At 28.2% G+C, this 16,527-nt stretch carries 19 protein-coding genes; 11 read left to right on the forward strand and 8 right to left on the reverse strand.

Annotated elements, in window-relative coordinates:
- Position 1 precedes the first annotated feature (1 nt).
- From rpsK to AC8IGH_RS00215, 5 genes are read left to right on the forward strand one after another with little or no spacing between them, the layout of a single operon-like run.
- Positions 2 to 478: a 30S ribosomal protein S11 gene (gene rpsK, locus AC8IGH_RS00195; protein WP_507418699.1), complete on the forward strand. Its 477-nt coding sequence runs from the start codon at positions 2 to 4 to the stop codon at positions 476 to 478.
- A gap of 26 nt (positions 479 to 504) precedes the next feature.
- A complete protein-coding gene (locus tag AC8IGH_RS00200; protein ID WP_507418700.1) occupies positions 505 to 1,518 on the forward strand; it encodes a DNA-directed RNA polymerase subunit alpha in 1,014 nt (337 codons plus the stop codon).
- A 5-nt stretch (positions 1,519 to 1,523) separates the two neighbouring features.
- Positions 1,524 to 1,964 (forward strand): 50S ribosomal protein L17, encoded by a 441-nt coding sequence (gene rplQ / locus AC8IGH_RS00205; RefSeq protein ID WP_507418701.1) that lies wholly within the window; start codon positions 1,524 to 1,526, stop codon positions 1,962 to 1,964.
- Positions 1,965 to 1,979: 15 nt separating this feature from the next.
- The gene (crcB, locus tag AC8IGH_RS00210) at positions 1,980 to 2,360 is read left to right on the forward strand and encodes a fluoride efflux transporter CrcB (protein ID WP_507418702.1); all 381 of its coding nucleotides are present in this window, start codon (positions 1,980 to 1,982) and stop codon (positions 2,358 to 2,360) included.
- Positions 2,360 to 3,289: an RluA family pseudouridine synthase gene (locus AC8IGH_RS00215; RefSeq protein WP_507418703.1), complete on the forward strand. Its 930-nt coding sequence runs from the start codon at positions 2,360 to 2,362 to the stop codon at positions 3,287 to 3,289. Before crcB ends, AC8IGH_RS00215 begins: the two co-directional genes overlap by 1 nt.
- Here the strand turns inward: AC8IGH_RS00215 and lipB are convergent.
- Entirely contained in the window at positions 3,268 to 3,888 is a 621-nt protein-coding gene (lipB, locus tag AC8IGH_RS00220) for a lipoyl(octanoyl) transferase LipB (protein WP_507418704.1), read from the reverse strand. The genes AC8IGH_RS00215 and lipB overlap by 22 nt on opposite strands.
- Positions 3,888 to 4,697 (reverse strand): pantoate--beta-alanine ligase, encoded by an 810-nt coding sequence (gene panC / locus AC8IGH_RS00225; RefSeq protein WP_507418705.1) that lies wholly within the window; start codon positions 4,695 to 4,697, stop codon positions 3,888 to 3,890. The genes lipB and panC overlap by 1 nt, the downstream gene beginning before the upstream one ends.
- 24 nt (positions 4,698 to 4,721) lie before the next feature.
- Between panC and AC8IGH_RS00230 the strand changes: the two genes are divergently transcribed.
- Genes AC8IGH_RS00230 through AC8IGH_RS00250 form a run of 5 tightly spaced genes read left to right on the forward strand, consistent with a single transcriptional unit; the run spans position 4,722 to position 9,765 of the window.
- On the forward strand, positions 4,722 to 5,525 hold the full coding sequence (locus AC8IGH_RS00230; RefSeq protein WP_507418706.1) for a sugar phosphate nucleotidyltransferase: 804 nt from the start codon (positions 4,722 to 4,724) through the stop codon (positions 5,523 to 5,525).
- 1 nt (position 5,526) lies between these two features.
- Positions 5,527 to 6,843: a UDP-glucose dehydrogenase family protein gene (locus tag AC8IGH_RS00235; protein ID WP_507418707.1), complete on the forward strand. Its 1,317-nt coding sequence runs from the start codon at positions 5,527 to 5,529 to the stop codon at positions 6,841 to 6,843.
- A complete protein-coding gene (clpS, locus tag AC8IGH_RS00240; RefSeq protein ID WP_507418708.1) occupies positions 6,836 to 7,144 on the forward strand; it encodes an ATP-dependent Clp protease adapter ClpS in 309 nt (102 codons plus the stop codon). Before AC8IGH_RS00235 ends, clpS begins: the two co-directional genes overlap by 8 nt.
- Positions 7,145 to 9,439, forward strand: a complete 2,295-nt coding sequence (clpA, locus tag AC8IGH_RS00245) for an ATP-dependent Clp protease ATP-binding subunit ClpA (protein ID WP_507418709.1) — start codon at positions 7,145 to 7,147, stop codon at positions 9,437 to 9,439.
- 2 nt (positions 9,440 to 9,441) lie between these two features.
- Positions 9,442 to 9,765 carry a hypothetical protein gene (locus AC8IGH_RS00250; protein ID WP_507418710.1) on the forward strand — a complete coding sequence of 108 codons (324 nt, stop codon included), beginning with the start codon at positions 9,442 to 9,444 and terminating at the stop codon, positions 9,763 to 9,765.
- On the opposite strand, the gene AC8IGH_RS00255 is transcribed toward AC8IGH_RS00250, so the two are convergent.
- The 6 genes from AC8IGH_RS00255 to ruvX all read right to left on the reverse strand — a co-directional run bounded on the left by AC8IGH_RS00255 (position 9,762) and on the right by ruvX (position 16,202).
- A complete protein-coding gene (locus tag AC8IGH_RS00255) occupies positions 9,762 to 10,280 on the reverse strand; it encodes a RidA family protein (protein WP_507418711.1) in 519 nt (172 codons plus the stop codon). The genes AC8IGH_RS00250 and AC8IGH_RS00255 overlap by 4 nt on opposite strands.
- The gene (gene topA, locus AC8IGH_RS00260; RefSeq protein WP_507418712.1) at positions 10,216 to 12,783 is read right to left on the reverse strand and encodes a type I DNA topoisomerase; all 2,568 of its coding nucleotides are present in this window, start codon (positions 12,781 to 12,783) and stop codon (positions 10,216 to 10,218) included. Before topA ends, AC8IGH_RS00255 begins: the two co-directional genes overlap by 65 nt.
- Positions 12,784 to 12,871: 88 nt before the next feature.
- On the reverse strand, positions 12,872 to 13,432 hold the full coding sequence (gene plsY, locus AC8IGH_RS00265; RefSeq protein WP_507418713.1) for a glycerol-3-phosphate 1-O-acyltransferase PlsY: 561 nt from the start codon (positions 13,430 to 13,432) through the stop codon (positions 12,872 to 12,874).
- On the reverse strand, positions 13,432 to 14,721 hold the full coding sequence (gene pyrC / locus AC8IGH_RS00270) for a dihydroorotase (RefSeq protein ID WP_507418714.1): 1,290 nt from the start codon (positions 14,719 to 14,721) through the stop codon (positions 13,432 to 13,434). The genes plsY and pyrC overlap by 1 nt, the downstream gene beginning before the upstream one ends.
- Positions 14,718 to 15,665, reverse strand: coding sequence for an aspartate carbamoyltransferase catalytic subunit (locus tag AC8IGH_RS00275; protein ID WP_507418715.1), 948 nt, complete (start codon positions 15,663 to 15,665; stop codon positions 14,718 to 14,720). The genes pyrC and AC8IGH_RS00275 overlap by 4 nt, the downstream gene beginning before the upstream one ends.
- A gap of 57 nt (positions 15,666 to 15,722) precedes the next feature.
- On the reverse strand, positions 15,723 to 16,202 hold the full coding sequence (ruvX, locus tag AC8IGH_RS00280) for a Holliday junction resolvase RuvX (RefSeq protein WP_507418716.1): 480 nt from the start codon (positions 16,200 to 16,202) through the stop codon (positions 15,723 to 15,725).
- 37 nt (positions 16,203 to 16,239) lie between these two features.
- On the opposite strand from ruvX, the gene gatC reads away from it, so the two are divergent.
- Positions 16,240 to 16,527: an Asp-tRNA(Asn)/Glu-tRNA(Gln) amidotransferase subunit GatC gene (gene gatC / locus AC8IGH_RS00285; RefSeq protein ID WP_507418717.1), complete on the forward strand. Its 288-nt coding sequence runs from the start codon at positions 16,240 to 16,242 to the stop codon at positions 16,525 to 16,527.

The raw sequence follows: 16,527 nt of genomic DNA on the forward strand, positions 1-16,527 counted from the left end.
AATGGCTGAAGACAAAAATATAAAAGAAAAAAAAACAAAAGATAATAGCGTTACCACTTCAGCAAAAGATTCAAAACAAGAAGCTGGTGGAGTTAAAAAAAAAATAAAAGTTAAAAAAAAAGAAAAGAAGAATGTCATAAACGGAAATGTTTATGTAAATGCAACTTTTAATAATACAATTGTTACAATTACGGATAAACAAGGCAATGTAATTTCATGGTCTTCTGCAGGATCAAAAGGATTTAAAGGATCAAGAAAATCTACTCCATATGCAGCCCAAGTAGCAGCTGATGATGCGGCAGGCAAAGCTTTAGAACATGGATTAAAAAATATTACAGTTGAAGTTAAAGGGCCAGGTTCAGGTCGTGAAACTGCTCTTAGAGCATTGCAAGCTAGAGGTTTTAAAATTACCTCTATAAAAGATATGAGTCCGATGCCACACAATGGTTGCAGGCCTCCAAAGAAAAGACGAGTTTAATAATAACTAAATATAGGAGAAGTAACTTGATAGATAAAAATTGGAAAGAACTTATAAAACCATCAAAATTAAACGTTACACAAAGTGAAGATAAAAAACACGCGAAAATTATCGCCGAACCTTTAGAAAAAGGTTATGCATTAACTTTAGGAAATGCATTAAGACGAGTTTTATTGTCATCGGTTCAAGGTACAGCTGTAACAGCTATTCAAATTGATGGAGTGTTACATGAATTTTCATCAATAGATGGCGTAAGAGAAGATGTAACTGACATTGTTCTTAACGTAAAAGCTTTAGCGTTGAATTTAAAAACATCTGGTCCAAAAAAATTAATTTTAGATGCAAAAGGACCTGGTGAAATTAAAGCAAAAATGATTACTCCAAATCCAGATATTGAAATATTAAATCCAGATTTAGTAATTTGTAATTTAGATGAAAAGACTAAATTTCATATGGAATTAACAGTAAGCACTGGAAAAGGTTATGTTCCTGCAGATAGAAATAAAGCTAGCAATTCTCCGTTAGGATTAATAGCAATTGACGCTGTTTTTAGTCCAGTTAAGAGAGTTTCTTATAATGTATCTAATGCTAGAGAAGGATTAACTTTAGATTACGATAAATTAACAATGGAAGTTGAAACAAATGGTTCAGTAACAGCTGAAGATGCAGTTGCTTTTGCTGCTAGAATTTTACAAGATCAATTAGCGATGTTTGTGAATTTTGACGAACCAGTGGCAACAATTCAAGAGAAAAAACCATCTGAGCCAGAATTTAATAGAAACTTACTTAGAAGAGTAGATGAATTAGAGTTATCAGTAAGATCTATGAATTGTTTAAAAAATGACAATATTATCTACATTGGAGATCTTGTTCAAAAAAGTGAAAGTGAAATGTTAAGAACTCCTAATTTTGGAAGAAAATCTTTAAATGAAATTAAAGAAGTTTTAACAACGATGTCATTATATCTTGGAATGGAAGTTCCAAATTGGCCACCAGAAAATATTGCTGAACTTTCAAAAAAATTAGAAGATAACTATTAATTACAATGAGACACAAAATTGCTCATAGAAAACTAAATCGTACTTCAGAGCATCGTAAAGCTTTGTTTAAAAATATGCTTAATTCTTTAATTAAACATGAGCAAATTAAAACAACTTTACCAAAGGCTAAGGAACTAAAACCATTAATTGATAAAGTAATTACTATTGGAAAAAAGAAAGATTTAGCAGCAAGAAGGTCTTTAATTTCCAAGTTACAAAATGAAGATTCAGCAGAGAAATTAATTACAGTTTTATCTAAGAGATACGAAAATAGAAAAGGTGGATATTCTAGAATAATTAGAACTAGAAATCGTTTTGGGGATAATTCAACAATGGCTTATATAGAACTGGTAGATAAAGATTTTAATGCTAAAGGACAAGATTCAGGTCCAGTTCAAAAAAAACTTGAACCAGCAAAGGAAGAAGCTCAGCAGTTAAGTAAATAATAAAAAAAGTAATTAATGAAGTCTTATTTACTAATTGCTTTATTTGGTGCTTTAGGAACTTTAGCAAGATTTTCAGTTATTCAAATTACTCCAAAAATTTTTCAAACTATTTTTCCAATCGGAACTCTTACAGTAAATTTATTAGGATGTTTTTTTATTGGAATAGTTTCTGGAATATTAAACACAAAATTTATACCTTTGGATGAGAGTCTTAAAAATTATATTACTATTGGATTTTTAGGAGGATTTACAACATTTTCATCATTTTCTCAGGATTTTTTTAATCTTATTAATAGTTCAAATTATTTATTAGGTTTTTTTTATATTTTTGTTTCAGTATTTTTTGGTTTACTAATGTTTTATTTAGGAGATAAGTTTATTCACATTATTTCATAATGAATCCTAAGTATATTTTTAAAATTGAAGAAGATTTTGAAAATACTCGTCTCGATAAATGGTTTAAAAAAAAAGTAAAATTGTTGCCACAATCACTCATTGAAAGAACTTTAAGAAAAGGCAAAATTCTTGTTAACGGCAAAAAAGTCAAAAGTTCCTATAAAATGCAGATTAATGACGAAATTAAGATTTACTCTGATATTGATAATGACAGCAAAATAATTAAAAAAAAATTTTCATATCTTCCATCAAAAAAAGATTATGAAATGATAGTAAATAACATCTTGTATGAAAATGATCATTATTTTGTATTAAATAAACCTTATAATTTAGCCGTACAATCAGGCACTAAAACTGGAAAAAATATCTACGATATATTAAAAAACTATCCAGAAACTAATTATTCAAAACCACATCTGGTGCATCGACTAGATGCAGAAACAACTGGAATTTTAATTATAAGCAAAACTTATAAAAGTGCTAAATTTTTTTCTGAGTCATTTAAAAATCAAACTATAAATAAAAGTTACTTAGCAATTGTTGAAGGGGTATTGAATAATAAAAATGGTGTTTTAAGAAATGAACTCAGCTATATTGAAAACAACAAGGAAAAAAAACATTTATCAATTACAAACTATAAAGTAATTTCTGAAAATAATAGTTTCTCATTGTTATTACTTCACCCAGAAACAGGTAGAAAACATCAACTAAGAAGACAACTAAGTATTATTCATCATCCAATCTTGGGAGAAAAAAAATATACTAATAAAAACTTAAATAAAACAAAAGAACTACATTTAATGCTTCATGCTTATAAAGTTCATTTTCATATAAACGGTAAAAATGTAATGCATAACGCTGAAATACCAATTTACTTTCAGGAATTTTGCAAATCTAATAAATTAACTTACGAATTAAATAATTTATAGAAATTTTCTTTTATAGAGTTATTAATTTCATCATTATTAGGAATCTTACATAAATCAGAAATATTTATAATTCCTTTGTCGGTAATCCCGCAGGGAATTATTCCTCGATAGTTAGATTTATCGACATTAATATTTAATGAAAACCCATGATAAGCGATCCATTTTTTAACTTTAATTCCAATTGCAGCAATTTTTTTTTCTTCATTATTATTTTTTACCCAAATACCTATGTTTTTTGGATCTGCGTATGATGAAATATTAAAGTCTTTAAGAATATTAATAATGCATTTTTCTACATTGCGAACAAATTTTTTAATTTCTTTTTCACGATTACTAAGGTTAATCACAAAGTATACAATTTTTTGTCCAGGGCCATGGTATGTAAATTTTCCACCTCGATTTGTATCAATTACAGGAAATAATTTAGGATTTAATAACTCTTCATCAGATGCACTAATTCCTTTTGTATAAATTGATTCATGCTCTAATATCCAAATAAGTTCATCTTCTAATTTTGCATGAACATTGTCCACTCGTTTTTCTAAAAAATTTATTGCTGCCTTATAATCGACTGGACTGTTGGATATTTTAATTTCCATTAGAAATTATCTATTAATCTTACACCATTTAAATAATAGGCAACAAAAACTCTTGTATTTATTGAAGGTTTATTAGTTTTTTTTAATACTTTAACGTTAAAAGCAGATAAATAATCAATTTTATTTGCACCAAGTTCTTTCATTTTTTTTACAAATAATAGATTATTTTTAGTCTTGATGATTTGATTTTTATATTTTTTTAAAAAATTAATAATCTTTCCTGCGATATTTAAAGATTTTTGATTTAAAAGTTTGTTTCTTGAAGACAAAGCAACTCCATTTTTAGCTCTTATTGTTTCGCAAGGCACAATAATTATTTTTGAATTAATACTTTCTAAGTATTTTTTAATAATAATTAATTGCTGGTAATCCTTTTTTCCAAGAAAAAGATAGTTTGTTTTAACATGAGTTAATAATCTCTTAACTACTTCAATAACCCCCTCAAAATGACCAGGTCTAAATCTTCCTTCCATATAATTTTTGAAACCGTGAATTTTGTTCTTTATAATAATTTTTTTTTCCGGATATATGACATTTTTTTCAGGCAAATAAACGTAATCAACTTTATTTTTTTTGCAAATTTTGAGATCAGATAAAATAGTTTTTGGGTATCTTTTAAAATCATTTTTATTATTAAATTGTAATGGATTTACAAAAATACTTACGACAGTTAATAATTTTTTTTTTTTAGATTTTTTAATTAATGATACATGACCCTCGTGCAAGCAACCCATTGTTGGGATAAATCCAATTTTTTTTTTATTTAATAACGCTAAAGTTATTTTGTTTGCTGTTTTAATTATTTTCATTTATGAAATTAATTATAATATTTAATGATAAAAGAAGCGATAATACCATTAGCTGGTTTAGGTACAAGACTTCTGCCTTTTAGTAAAATAATCCCTAAAGAACTATTACCCTTAGGTAACAAAACTATTTTAGAACATATTTTAGATGAATGTATAGATGCAGGAATAAAAAAAATTATTCTTATTATTTCAAAAAGAAAGAAGATTATTAAAAATTATTTTTATCCTGATCCTTATTTATTAAATTATTTGAAGAATAAGAAAGATACAAAATCAATACAAAGGCTTAAAGTCATAGAACGTTATAGAAATAAAATTAAATTTGTCTATCAAAATTCTCCTAAAGGACTTGGAGATGCGGTATTAGCAGCAGGATCAATAATTAAAAATAAATCTTTTCTTTTGGTTTTGCCAGACGATATAATTATTAATGGAAACTGTTCAAAAAAAATTATTGGTATTCATAATAAATATTACTCATCAGTAATTGCATCAAAAAAAATAAAAAACTCTGAGGTATCACGTTATGGAATTATAAAATTTTCAAAAAAAAATGATAATAATTTGTTAATTAGTGATCTAGTAGAAAAACCAACTTTAAAAAATTCACCATCTAATTATGCTATTATAGGCAGATATATTCTGCCAACTAAAATAATCTCTTTATTAAAAAATATTAAAAAAGGTTCGCTTGGGGAAATACAAATTACAGATGCTATAAGACATTTAATTTATAATGATAATAAATTTATAGGTCATATATTTTCTGGAACCTACTTAGACTGTGGTACAGTTTATGGATATAATAGTTCATTAAAAAAATTCTAAAATGAAAATTTGTTTTATTGGCACAGGGTATGTTGGGTTAGTATCAGGAGTTTGTTTTTCTGATCTTGGTAATAACGTTATTTGTATTGATAAAGACAGTGAAAAATTAAATAGACTTGAAAATGGAGATATTCCAATATTTGAACCTGGTTTATCCGAACTAGTTAAAAAAAATTTAGATGCAGGCAGATTAAGTTTTTCAAATAATTTAATTGGTTCTATAAAAAAATCTGACATTGTGTTTATTGCTGTTGGAACACCAACGGCAAAAGATAGAGTTTCTGCAGATCTTTCCCAGGTGTTTTCTGTAGTTAAATTAATTTCAAAAAAAATAAAAACTCATAAAATTATAGTAACAAAGTCCACAGTACCTATTGGTACTGGTGATAAAATTGAAAAAATTTTAAATAAAAATAAAAAGAAAGGATTATTTACAATTGTATCTAATCCTGAGTTTCTTAGAGAAGGTGAGGCAATAAAAGATTTTAAATATCCAGATCGTATAGTTATTGGCGCAAATAATAAAAATGTAATTAAAATATTTAATGAATTATATCGACCTATAATTAATAAAGGAGCTGCATTTGTCTCTTGTTCTAGAAGATCAGCAGAACTTATTAAATATTCAGCCAACGCATTTCTTGCTACAAAAATTAGTTTTATCAATGAAATTGCTAATTTATGTGAGAAAGCAGGCGTTAATGTTGATGATGTCGCTCTTGGAATCGGACTTGATAAACGAATTGGTTCAAGATTTTTAAGAGCCGGACCTGCATATGGTGGATCATGTTTTCCAAAAGACACTAAAGCTTTGGCAAAAGTTGGTAAAAATTATAATTCGCCTCTTTCTATTGTTAATTCTGTCATAAATTTTAATGAAAGAAGAAAAAAAGATATTGAAAATAATATTTACAAAATTTTAAAGAATAAAATTAAAAATAAAAATATTTGTTTTTTAGGTGTCACTTTCAAAGCTAATACAGATGATTTAAGAGATTCTTCAGCAATAAATCTAATATCTAAATTTGTTAAAAAGGGGGCAAAAATTAATTATTACGAACCATCTGGTAATAAAGAAATATTAGATAAGCAAAAAAATGTAAACTATTTTGATGATTTGTACTTAGCAACAAAAAAAGTAGACTTAATTATTATCCATACTGAGTGGGATGAATTTAAAAATTTAAATTTTTCTAAGATTCTGAATAATAATAAAAAAATAATAATATATGATTTGAGAAATTTATACGATAGTAATTTTTTTAAAAATAAAACTAATATTACTTATTATTCTATCGGCAGATCAACTAATGCCTAAAGAGCTTATAAAGCTAAAAAAATATAAGACTCAAGTTAAAATTAAAAAACCAAATTTTTACGAAGTTATTCTTTTAAATGATGATTTTACAACAATGGAATTTGTTGTTAAAGTTTTACAATTATTTTTTAATATGACCAAGTCAACCGCTAATAAAGTTATGTTGAACATTCATAATAATGGCAGTGCTGTTTGTGGTGTTTATCCCTATGAAGTTGCTGAAACTAAAGTTGCACAAGTTCTAGATTATGCAAAACAACATCAGCATCCATTAAAATGTATTATGAAAAAAACTATTTAAATGGCTACATTTACTAAATCTTTAGAACAGGCAATCTCGCAAGCTTTCAAATACGCAACTGAAAAAAAACATCAGTATGTAACTTTAGAACATTTGCTACTTGCTCTAACAGATGAAACTGACGCTCGAAATGTTATGAAAGCGTGTAATGTAGATGTAGATTTATTAAATGAAAATTTAGAATTTTACATAGATAACGAATTAGAAAATATAGTTACTTCTGAAAGCAAATTAGAACCTCAGCCAACTGCAAGTTTTCAAAGAGTAATTCAAAGATCTATCGTTCATGTTCAGTCATCTGGAAAAAATGAAGTTACTGGCGCAAATATATTAGTTGCTTTATTTGCTGAGCGAGAAAGTCATGCAACATTTTTTTTGCAAGAGCAGGAAGTTACACGTTATGATGTAGTTAATTTTATCTCACACGGAATCACTAAAGTTGATAATTTTGCTTACGGTGGATCATTTGATAGCTCACCTTCACATAGCAGCAATAAAGCCAGCACTAATTCTCCATTAGAAACTTATTGTGTAAATTTGAATAAAAAAGCTGAACAAAATAAAATAGATCGTTTAATTGGCAGAACTGTAGAAATAGATCGATTAGCTCAAATTTTATGCAGAAGAACTAAAAATAATCCATTATTGGTGGGAGATCCAGGCGTTGGAAAAACAGCAATTGTTGAAGGACTTGCTTTTAAAATTTTTAATAATGAAGTTCCAGAAGTTTTAAAATCGCATGTGATTTTTTCTCTCGATATGGGGACATTAATTGCGGGGACTAGATATAGAGGAGATTTTGAAGAGCGTCTAAAATTGATTATTAAAGAAATAGAAAAAAATAAAAATTATATTTTGTTTATAGATGAAATTCATACATTAGTAGGTGCTGGATCAACTTCTGGAAGTTCAATGGATGCTTCTAATATGCTTAAGCCAGCTTTACAGGCAGGAAACATAAGATGCATCGGCTCAACTACTTATAATGAATATAGATTATTTTTTGAGAAGGATAGAGCTTTACAAAGAAGATTTCAAAAAATTGATGTACCAGAGCCAACAATTGATGAGGCTTATAAAATTATGTACGGTATCCGTTCAAAATATGAAACATTTCATAATGTTAAATTTACCGATGCTGCAATTAAAGCCTCAGTTGATTTATCGAGCAAATATATTGGCAATAAAAAGTTACCTGATAAATCAATAGATGTACTTGATGAATTAGGATCTTCAGAAGTTTTAAAACCTGAATCACAAAGAAAAAAAATATTAGATGTTGATGATGTTGAGCGGATAGTTTCTCAGGTTACAAAAATTCCAGAAAAGAACATATCTGTTAATGACAGAATGTATTTAAAAGATTTAGATAAAAATTTAAAAAGAGTTATTTATGGACAAGATCTTGCAATTGATAGTCTTGTCTCCTCAATTAAATTATCAAGATCTGGCCTTAGAGATAGTAATCGAACTATTGGAAATTATATGTTTTCAGGACAGACTGGTGTTGGAAAAACTGAACTTGCAAAACAACTTGCAAAAGTTCTTGGTATTGAGCTCATTCGTTTTGATATGTCGGAATATATGGAAAGACATTCAGTTTCGAAATTAATTGGCGCTCCTCCAGGATACGTTGGTTTTGATCAAGGGGGATTACTTTCTGAAAAAGTTGATAAAAATCCTTATGCTGTTCTTTTAATTGATGAAATAGAAAAAGCTCATCCTGATATTTACAATATTTTGCTACAAATTATGGACTATGGAAAATTAACTGACCAAAACGGAAAAAAAATTGATTTTAGAAATATTATTTTAATTATGACAACAAATGCTGGAGCTGAAGATTTGCAAAAATCTCAGATAGGATTTAATAAAAGTATAAATAAAGATGGTGATTTAGAAACTATTAATAAAATATTTTCTCCTGAATTTAGAAATAGATTAGACTCTATTGTTCAATTTAATATTTTAAACAAAGATACTGTTAAAAAGATTGTTGAAAAATTTGTAATTGAACTTGAAACTCAATTAGGAGAGAGGGATGTTATTATTAATCTAACTGATAAAGCTAGTAATTTGATTTCAAAATTAGGTTTTGATGAAAAAATGGGCGCTAGACCATTAAATAGGGTTATTGATGAAAAAATTAAAAAACCTTTGGCAGATGAACTTATTCATGGAAAGTTAGTTAATGGTGGACATGTTTTAGTTGATGTCAAAAATGATATTCTTGTATTTGAAATAAATAAAATTGAAAAAATATCCAAAAAATCAGTTAGCAAAACAGTACAATAATTATGTTTGGTTTATTTTTAAATAAGACAAAAAAAATAGAAGAAAAATTGTCGAAACTTGCGATAGAAATTGCAAGTATTCAAAAGAATATAATTGTTTATCCAAATGAGAATAACTACAAAAGCTTACATATAAGTAAAACCAAAGAATTAAATTCTCTTTATGACGAATTGGAAGTTGCAAAAGGTAAAGATTATCTTAATGAATTTATTCGTAAATTATCCAATGAATATAAGCAATCTGATCACGTTTTATCTAAAACTGAGCAAAAGATATTAGATAAGATTTTAATTGAATATAAAGTTAAAGTTAAAATAAAAGCTTAGTAAATCTCAAAAATACTCTCAATTTCTACACAGGCATTTAAAGGTAAAGAGTTGCATCCTATAGCTATTCTAGAATGTAAGTTATCTGGAAATATTTTTGCAACTAAATCTGATGCACCATTAATAATTTTTGCATGATCTGAAAAGTTTTCTAAACAATTTACATAACCACTTATTCGAATACAGTTTTTTACTTTGTTAAGATCTCCATTACATGCGTTCTTTAGTTGTCCTAAAGCATTTAAAATTGCAGTTTCCGCTGCTTTTTGAGCTTGTTCTATAGAAATATCTTTAATGACTTTACCGGTTGTTATTTTCCCATCATTAGCGATTGGGAGCTGACCTGATATAAAAATAAGTTTTTCATACCTACTAAAAGCTGAATAATTACCAACAGGTTTTGGCGGAGACGGTATATTAATATTTAATTCTCTAATAATTTCTTCAGCTTTATTCATCTTCAGAGTTATTTTTTTTACTTCTTTTTTTAGATTTCTTTCCACTTTTAGATTCATCGTAAGCAATTCTAGCATCTATTAAAACAAGAGCTTCTTCCATTGATATGTTTTCAGGGTCTTTATCGTCAGGAATTGTTGCATTAATTGTTTTATACTTAATATAAGGTCCATATTGGCCTTTCATAATCTTGATAGGCTTTTTATCTTCAGGATGCTCACCAAGATTTTTAATTTCATTGGAGGTTCTTCTTCCTGGTTTTGCTTCAGCAATTAATGTAATTGCTCTATTTAAACCTAAAGAAAAAATTTCTTCTGGATTTTCTAATGAAGCGGATTTATTTTCACATTTCACATAAGGTCCAAATCTTCCTACATTTAAAGTAATATCCTTAGAATTTTCTGGATATTGACCAAGTACTTTAGGGAGTGATGCTAAAAATTTACATTTATCCAAGTCTAATAAATCTAAAGAAATTCCTTTAGGTATAGATACGTTTCGAAGGTTTTTTTCATCATTGCCAATTTGAAGATAAGGTCCAAATCTTCCTTTTTTTAATACAATTTTTTCTTTATTATCAGTTTCTCCATATACTTTTGGCTCAGCAAGAAAATCTTGTTCAGCTGCTTTTGCTCTTGATAAAGGTCTTGTAAATTTACATTCAGGATAATTTGAACAACCTATAAATGCTCCAAATCTTCCATTCTTTAAACTAAGTTCTCCGTTGCTACAGTTCTTGCATTTTTTTGAAATTTTGCCATCTTCATCTTTATCGAAAATAATATCACCTAAACTTTCATTCAATAAATCAAGCACAGCTCTTGTTCTTAATTCTTTTACTTCATTAATATTTTTATAAAATTCTTTCCAGAAATTTTCTAAAACTTTAAGATATTCAATTTTACCAGTAGTGATTTCATCTAAACTATCTTCAAGTGTTGCAGTAAAGTTATAATCAACATATTTAGTAAATAATTTATCTAAAAAAGCTGTAATAAGTTTACCTCTATCGGTTGGTATGAAGCGTTTTGTTACAAGTTCTACATAATTTCGAGCTGATAATACTGAGATTATACTTGCATAAGTAGAGGGTCTTCCTATTCCAAGTTCTTCTAATTTTTTAACTAGACTTGCCTCAGAGAATCTAGGTGGTGGTTCAGTAAAATGCTGTTCAGTATTGAATTTAGGATTTTCTAATTTTTCATTAATCTTAACCTCTGGTAGGATTTTTTGATCATTTTCATCATCTTTATCTACTTCATCATCTTCTTTAACATCTTGGTATAGTTTTAAAAAACCATCAAATACTTGAACAGATCCTGTTGCTCTAAAAGTAATATTTTTTGATTCATTTAATATCTCTAAAGTGCATCTCTCGTATTCAGCGTTTTCCATTTGAGATGAAAGAGTTCTATTCCAAATCAGCTCATATAATCTTGCTTGATCTTTATCTAAAATAGATTTCATTTTTTCGGGTGTTCTTAAAATGTCAGTAGGTCTGATTGCCTCATGCGCTTCTTGAGCATTTTTTGCTTTCTTACCTGAATAATTTCTAGCTTCATTTGGTAAGTATTTTTTGCCTATTTCTTTATCGATATAATTTCTACATTCTTTGATAGCATCTTGAGAGATGTTAGTTCCGTCAGTTCTCATATAAGTAATTAAACCAACAGAATCCCCCTCAATATCAATTCCTTGATAGAGTCTTTGAGCAATTTGCATTGTTCTTGAAGCAGAAAAACCTAATTTTTTAGAAGCTTCTTGCTGCATAGTAGAAGTTGTAAAAGGTGCGTAGGGACTTCTTCGATAAGGTTTTTTATCTATATTTGTAATATTAAAATTTTCTTTCTTTATTTGATTTAAAACATTTTTAATTTCCTCTTCATTTTTAAATGAAAATTTTTCTATTTTATTTCCTTTAAAAGAATAAAGTCTCGCGTTTAGTTCTTTTTTTTGTTGAGTTAAAAAAGTGCAAGCAAAAGTCCAATATTCTTGAGGTTTAAATAATTCAATATCATGTTCTCTATCTACAATAAGTCTTAGAGCGACAGATTGCACTCTTCCTGCTGATTTAGATCCTGGAAGTTTTGTCCAAAGAATTGGTGATATGTTAAATCCAACTAGATAATCCAAAGCTCTTCTGGCCATATAGGCATTAACTAACTCTGGATTAATATCTCTTGGGTTACTAATTCCATTTTCTACTGCTTTTTTAGTAATTTCGTTGAATACGACTCTTTCAAATTTTTTATCTTTAATTTTTTTATTTTCTTCTAAAATACATTTTAAATGCCAAGCAATAGCTTCGCCTTCACGATCAGGGTCAGTTGCTAGAATAATTCTATCAGCATCAATTGCATAATCAGTAATTTCTTTTAAATGTTTTTTTGAACCTGGATCAATTTCCCAAATCATTTTAAAATTATGCTCTGTGTCGACGGAACCATTTTTTGAGGGAAGATCTCTAATATGCCCGTAGCTTGCTAAAACTTTAAAATCGGAACCTAAATATTTATTAATTGTTTTTGCTTTTGCCGGACTTTCAACGATAACTAAATTCATAAGTTTTGAGTAAAAAGGCAAGAACTGTCAAAATTTGTGACCTTTGTCAAATTTCAAAAAAATAATATACAAAAAAGTCTTTAATTACTTAGAAATTATCTTTTATGAGGGAGGCTATGTTTTGTCTATGTGTGAATATTGAACTTATAAAATAAAAGAAAATTAATAAAAAAATTTTTTGATCAAAAAATATAAAAGTTGTAACCGTTACTACAAAATATCCTAATAATGCGGAAACAGCTGATATTCTAAAAATTAAAAGCATGATTAACCATGTGATAATAAAAACAGTTGATAAATAAAAATTAATTACTAATAAACTTCCTATAAATGTTGCAACTCCTTTTCCTCCTTTAAATTTTAGCCACACAGGAAAAATATGTGCAAGAAAAACAATTACAGCAGAGTAGTAAGTTAATTCATTAAAATATTGTGTTGTTAATAAAACAGATAAAGTTCCTTTAAGACCATCCAGAAGAAGAGTTAGACCAGCAATAAATTTATTGCCTGTTCTTAAAACATTCGTTGCACCAATGTTTCCAGATCCAATTTTTCTGACATCTCCTAAACCAGCAAATTTTGCAAGAATTAAACCAAAGGGTATAGAGCCTAATATATAAGAGTAAAATGTTACTATAAGGATGTCCATTAAGCTTCGAATACTAAATTTCCATTAATAAAAGTTTTTTCAACCTTTCCTTGCATTTTTCTTTTCTCAATTGCTGTATTCTTTGATTTTGATTTAATTTTTTCTTTTTCGATAACCCATGGCTTATTAAGATTAATTATAGCTATGTCTGCATCACTTCCAACCGATAAATTTCCAGCATCGATATTTAATATTTTTGCGGGGTTACAAGTTAACGTTTTTATAAGTGTATTTAGATCACAAGATTGATTGTGATAAAGTTCTAATGTTAGAGACAATAAAGTTTCAATTCCTGATGCGCCAGTTGCTGCTTGTTGAAAAGGCAAACGTTTTGACTCTTCATCTTCGGGTTTATGGTCGGATACAATTACATCAATTAATCCCTTTTTAACAGCTTCGATTAAAGCTAAACGATCATTTTCAGTTCTTAAAGGAGGAGATAATTTTAAAAATGTTTTAAAATCTCCAATATCATTTTCATTTAGGGAAAGATTATTAATCGAAACACCAGTTGTAAATTCTAATCCTTTTTTTTTATAATTATCAATAACCAACAGTGATGTTTTTGAAGATATTGTAGATATGTGGTATCTGTTTTTGTAAAGTTCTAATAAACTTAAGTCTCTTTCTATAATAATTTTTTCAGCAATATCTGGAATTCCTTTTAATCCTAATCTTGTTGAAATCTCGCCTTCGTTAATTGCGCCGTTAGCTGAAAGCTCGTTGTCTTGAGGAAATTGTATGATTAAGCTGTTTAGGTTTTTTGAATAATTAAATATCTTATCCATTACTCTATTATTTTGAACACATTTAATTCCATCTGTAAAACCAACAGCTCCAATAATTCCAAGCAAACCAAACTCCGACATTTCATTACCCTCAAGATTTTTAGTCAGTGTAGCAAGAGGATAAATTTTAATTTGCGACTTATCTTTTGCTCTTCTTTTTGTGAAATCCAATATAGATCCATTGTCAATTACTGGCATAGTATTTGGCATTGTAACAACAGAGGTAACTCCACCTGATAAAGCAGCTTCACTTAAGGTTCTAAAATTTTCTTTGTATTCAAAACCAGGCTCTCCAACAAATACTCTCATATCTACAATACCTGGTATTGAGATATTGCCTTTACAATCTATAATTTCGCAGTCTTTAGGGGCATTTTCTTTAGTAACTTTTTTTCCAACTGCTTCAATTTTTCCGTTTTTATTAATTAATATTCCACCAACTTCGTCGATATTATTTTGTGGATCTATTATTCGTGTATTAATTAAAAGTTTCATTTTCATTTATTATTTCCGCAAATAATTTTTAAACAGGCCATTCTAACTGCAACTCCCATTTCAACTTGTTCTTTAATAATGCTGCGATTGATGTCGTCTGCTAATGTTGTGTCAATTTCAACACCTCTGTTCATAGGACCCGGATGCATAATGAGTGCATTAGGATGGGCTTTTGTAATTTTTTTATAATCTAAACCGTAAAATTCATAATATTCTCTTGTTGAAGGCACGTAAGATCCTTGCATACGTTCTGTTTGAAGCCTTAACATCATAACAATGTCAGATCCTTCAAGACCTTTATTCATATCTGTGAATGCTTTAACTCCTAGACTCTCAATATTTTTTGGCATGAGAGTAGGGGGTGCAATTACTCTAACTTCAGCTCCCAACATGTTAAGTAAATAAATATTAGATCGTGCAACTCTTGAGTGCATTATGTCGCCACAAATCGAAATTCTTAAACCTTCAATTTTTCCTTTTTTAATTCTAATTGTCAGCGCATCGAGTAATGCTTGAGTTGGATGCTCTCTCCAACCATCGCCAGCGTTAATGACTGAACAATTGACTTTTTGAGCTAAAAGATTTGCAGCTCCAGAATCTTGATGTCTTATTATTAAAACATCAGGGTGCATAGCATTCAAAGTCATTGCAGTATCAATTAAAGTTTCACCTTTTTTGATTGCTGAATTTGAAACATTCATATTCATCACATCAGCTCCTAATCTTTTTCCAGCAAGTTCAAATGAGCTTAAGGTTCTAGTAGAAGATTCAAAAAATAAATTTATTTGAGTTTTACCAGTTAGAATATTTAATTTTTTTTGTTCTTTTTTATTAAAGTCAACAAATTGCATTGACTCATCAAGAATATAATTAACTTCGGGAATAGATAAAGATTGAATGCCTAAGAGGTGTTTGTGACTGAATTTAACAGCTTCTTTTTGTATAGCCATTAAAAGCAACTCTATACTTGCAAACCTTAAAGCTTGCAAGCATTAAGTTAAAATCACTTATTTTGTTTGATTTTTATAATAATCAATAAAGCCTTGTAAAATAAAGGCAGCAGAATTCTCATCTAATTTTTTCTGCTTCTTGGTAACGTTAATGGATAAGTTTGACATACCTTTATAAGCACCTTCACTTGAGAGTCTTTCATCCCAAAGTGTTACCGGTATAGACAATTGTTCAGCTAAACTCTTAGAAAAGTCTTTGGCTGATTGAGCTCTTGGACCAAGTGAACCGTCCATGTTAATAGGGTTACCTACTACGATTGCCTCAACATTATTTTCTTTAATTATATTTCTTATTTTAGATATAAAAAATTTTAGCTGCGTAAATTCAATTGTAGTTAAAGGAGTTGCGATGTTATGATTTTCATCGCAGATAGCGATACCTATATTTTTTTTTCCATGATCAATACCTATTAATCGGGATTGTTTATTTATTATTTCTACAAATTTATCGTTCTCTAATAGGTTGTAAGTTTTCATTAAAATGTTAATTTAGCCAGATTTACCATTAAGTCTAATGTCAATTAACAAAGATACTATTAAGAAAATATCAAAGTTAGCAAGGATATCAGTAGCTAAAGAAGAGACTGATAGACTAGAAAAAGATCTAAATTCTATTTTAAAATTTGTTGAACAGTTAAGAGAACTTAACACTGATAAAATTGCTCCGATTGCTTCAGTATCTGATCAGGCTCTTACAATGAATAGAGATGAGATTAAAAAAATTAATGAAAAAGAAGAGATTTTAAAAAATGCTCCTGATAAGAATTCTAATTATTTTATTGTTCCTAAAGTTATCGAATAA

The organism is Candidatus Allofontibacter sp., from assembly GCF_038145245.1.
GTDB lineage: Bacteria > Pseudomonadota > Alphaproteobacteria > Pelagibacterales > Pelagibacteraceae > Fontibacterium.

What these genes read in the sequence shown, in the direction of transcription:
- rpsK (WP_507418699.1), top strand. Translation starts at nt 2, where the DNA reads ATGGCTGAAGACAAAAATATAAAAGAAAAAAAAACAAAAGATAATAGC.
- rplQ (WP_507418701.1), top strand. Translation starts at nt 1,524, where the DNA reads ATGAGACACAAAATTGCTCATAGAAAACTAAATCGTACTTCAGAGCAT.
- crcB (WP_507418702.1), top strand. Translation starts at nt 1,980, where the DNA reads ATGAAGTCTTATTTACTAATTGCTTTATTTGGTGCTTTAGGAACTTTA.
- AC8IGH_RS00215 (WP_507418703.1), top strand. Translation starts at nt 2,360, where the DNA reads ATGAATCCTAAGTATATTTTTAAAATTGAAGAAGATTTTGAAAATACT.
- lipB (WP_507418704.1), bottom strand. Translation starts at nt 3,888, where the DNA reads ATGGAAATTAAAATATCCAACAGTCCAGTCGATTATAAGGCAGCAATA.
- panC (WP_507418705.1), bottom strand. Translation starts at nt 4,697, where the DNA reads ATGAAAATAATTAAAACAGCAAACAAAATAACTTTAGCGTTATTAAAT.
- AC8IGH_RS00230 (WP_507418706.1), top strand. Translation starts at nt 4,722, where the DNA reads ATGATAAAAGAAGCGATAATACCATTAGCTGGTTTAGGTACAAGACTT.
- AC8IGH_RS00235 (WP_507418707.1), top strand. Translation starts at nt 5,527, where the DNA reads ATGAAAATTTGTTTTATTGGCACAGGGTATGTTGGGTTAGTATCAGGA.
- clpS (WP_507418708.1), top strand. Translation starts at nt 6,836, where the DNA reads ATGCCTAAAGAGCTTATAAAGCTAAAAAAATATAAGACTCAAGTTAAA.
- clpA (WP_507418709.1), top strand. Translation starts at nt 7,145, where the DNA reads ATGGCTACATTTACTAAATCTTTAGAACAGGCAATCTCGCAAGCTTTC.
- AC8IGH_RS00250 (WP_507418710.1), top strand. Translation starts at nt 9,442, where the DNA reads ATGTTTGGTTTATTTTTAAATAAGACAAAAAAAATAGAAGAAAAATTG.
- AC8IGH_RS00255 (WP_507418711.1), bottom strand. Translation starts at nt 10,280, where the DNA reads ATGAATCTAAAAGTGGAAAGAAATCTAAAAAAAGAAGTAAAAAAAATA.
- topA (WP_507418712.1), bottom strand. Translation starts at nt 12,783, where the DNA reads ATGAATTTAGTTATCGTTGAAAGTCCGGCAAAAGCAAAAACAATTAAT.
- plsY (WP_507418713.1), bottom strand. Translation starts at nt 13,432, where the DNA reads ATGGACATCCTTATAGTAACATTTTACTCTTATATATTAGGCTCTATA.
- pyrC (WP_507418714.1), bottom strand. Translation starts at nt 14,721, where the DNA reads ATGAAAATGAAACTTTTAATTAATACACGAATAATAGATCCACAAAAT.
- AC8IGH_RS00275 (WP_507418715.1), bottom strand. Translation starts at nt 15,665, where the DNA reads ATGGCTATACAAAAAGAAGCTGTTAAATTCAGTCACAAACACCTCTTA.
- ruvX (WP_507418716.1), bottom strand. Translation starts at nt 16,202, where the DNA reads ATGAAAACTTACAACCTATTAGAGAACGATAAATTTGTAGAAATAATA.
- gatC (WP_507418717.1), top strand. Translation starts at nt 16,240, where the DNA reads ATGTCAATTAACAAAGATACTATTAAGAAAATATCAAAGTTAGCAAGG.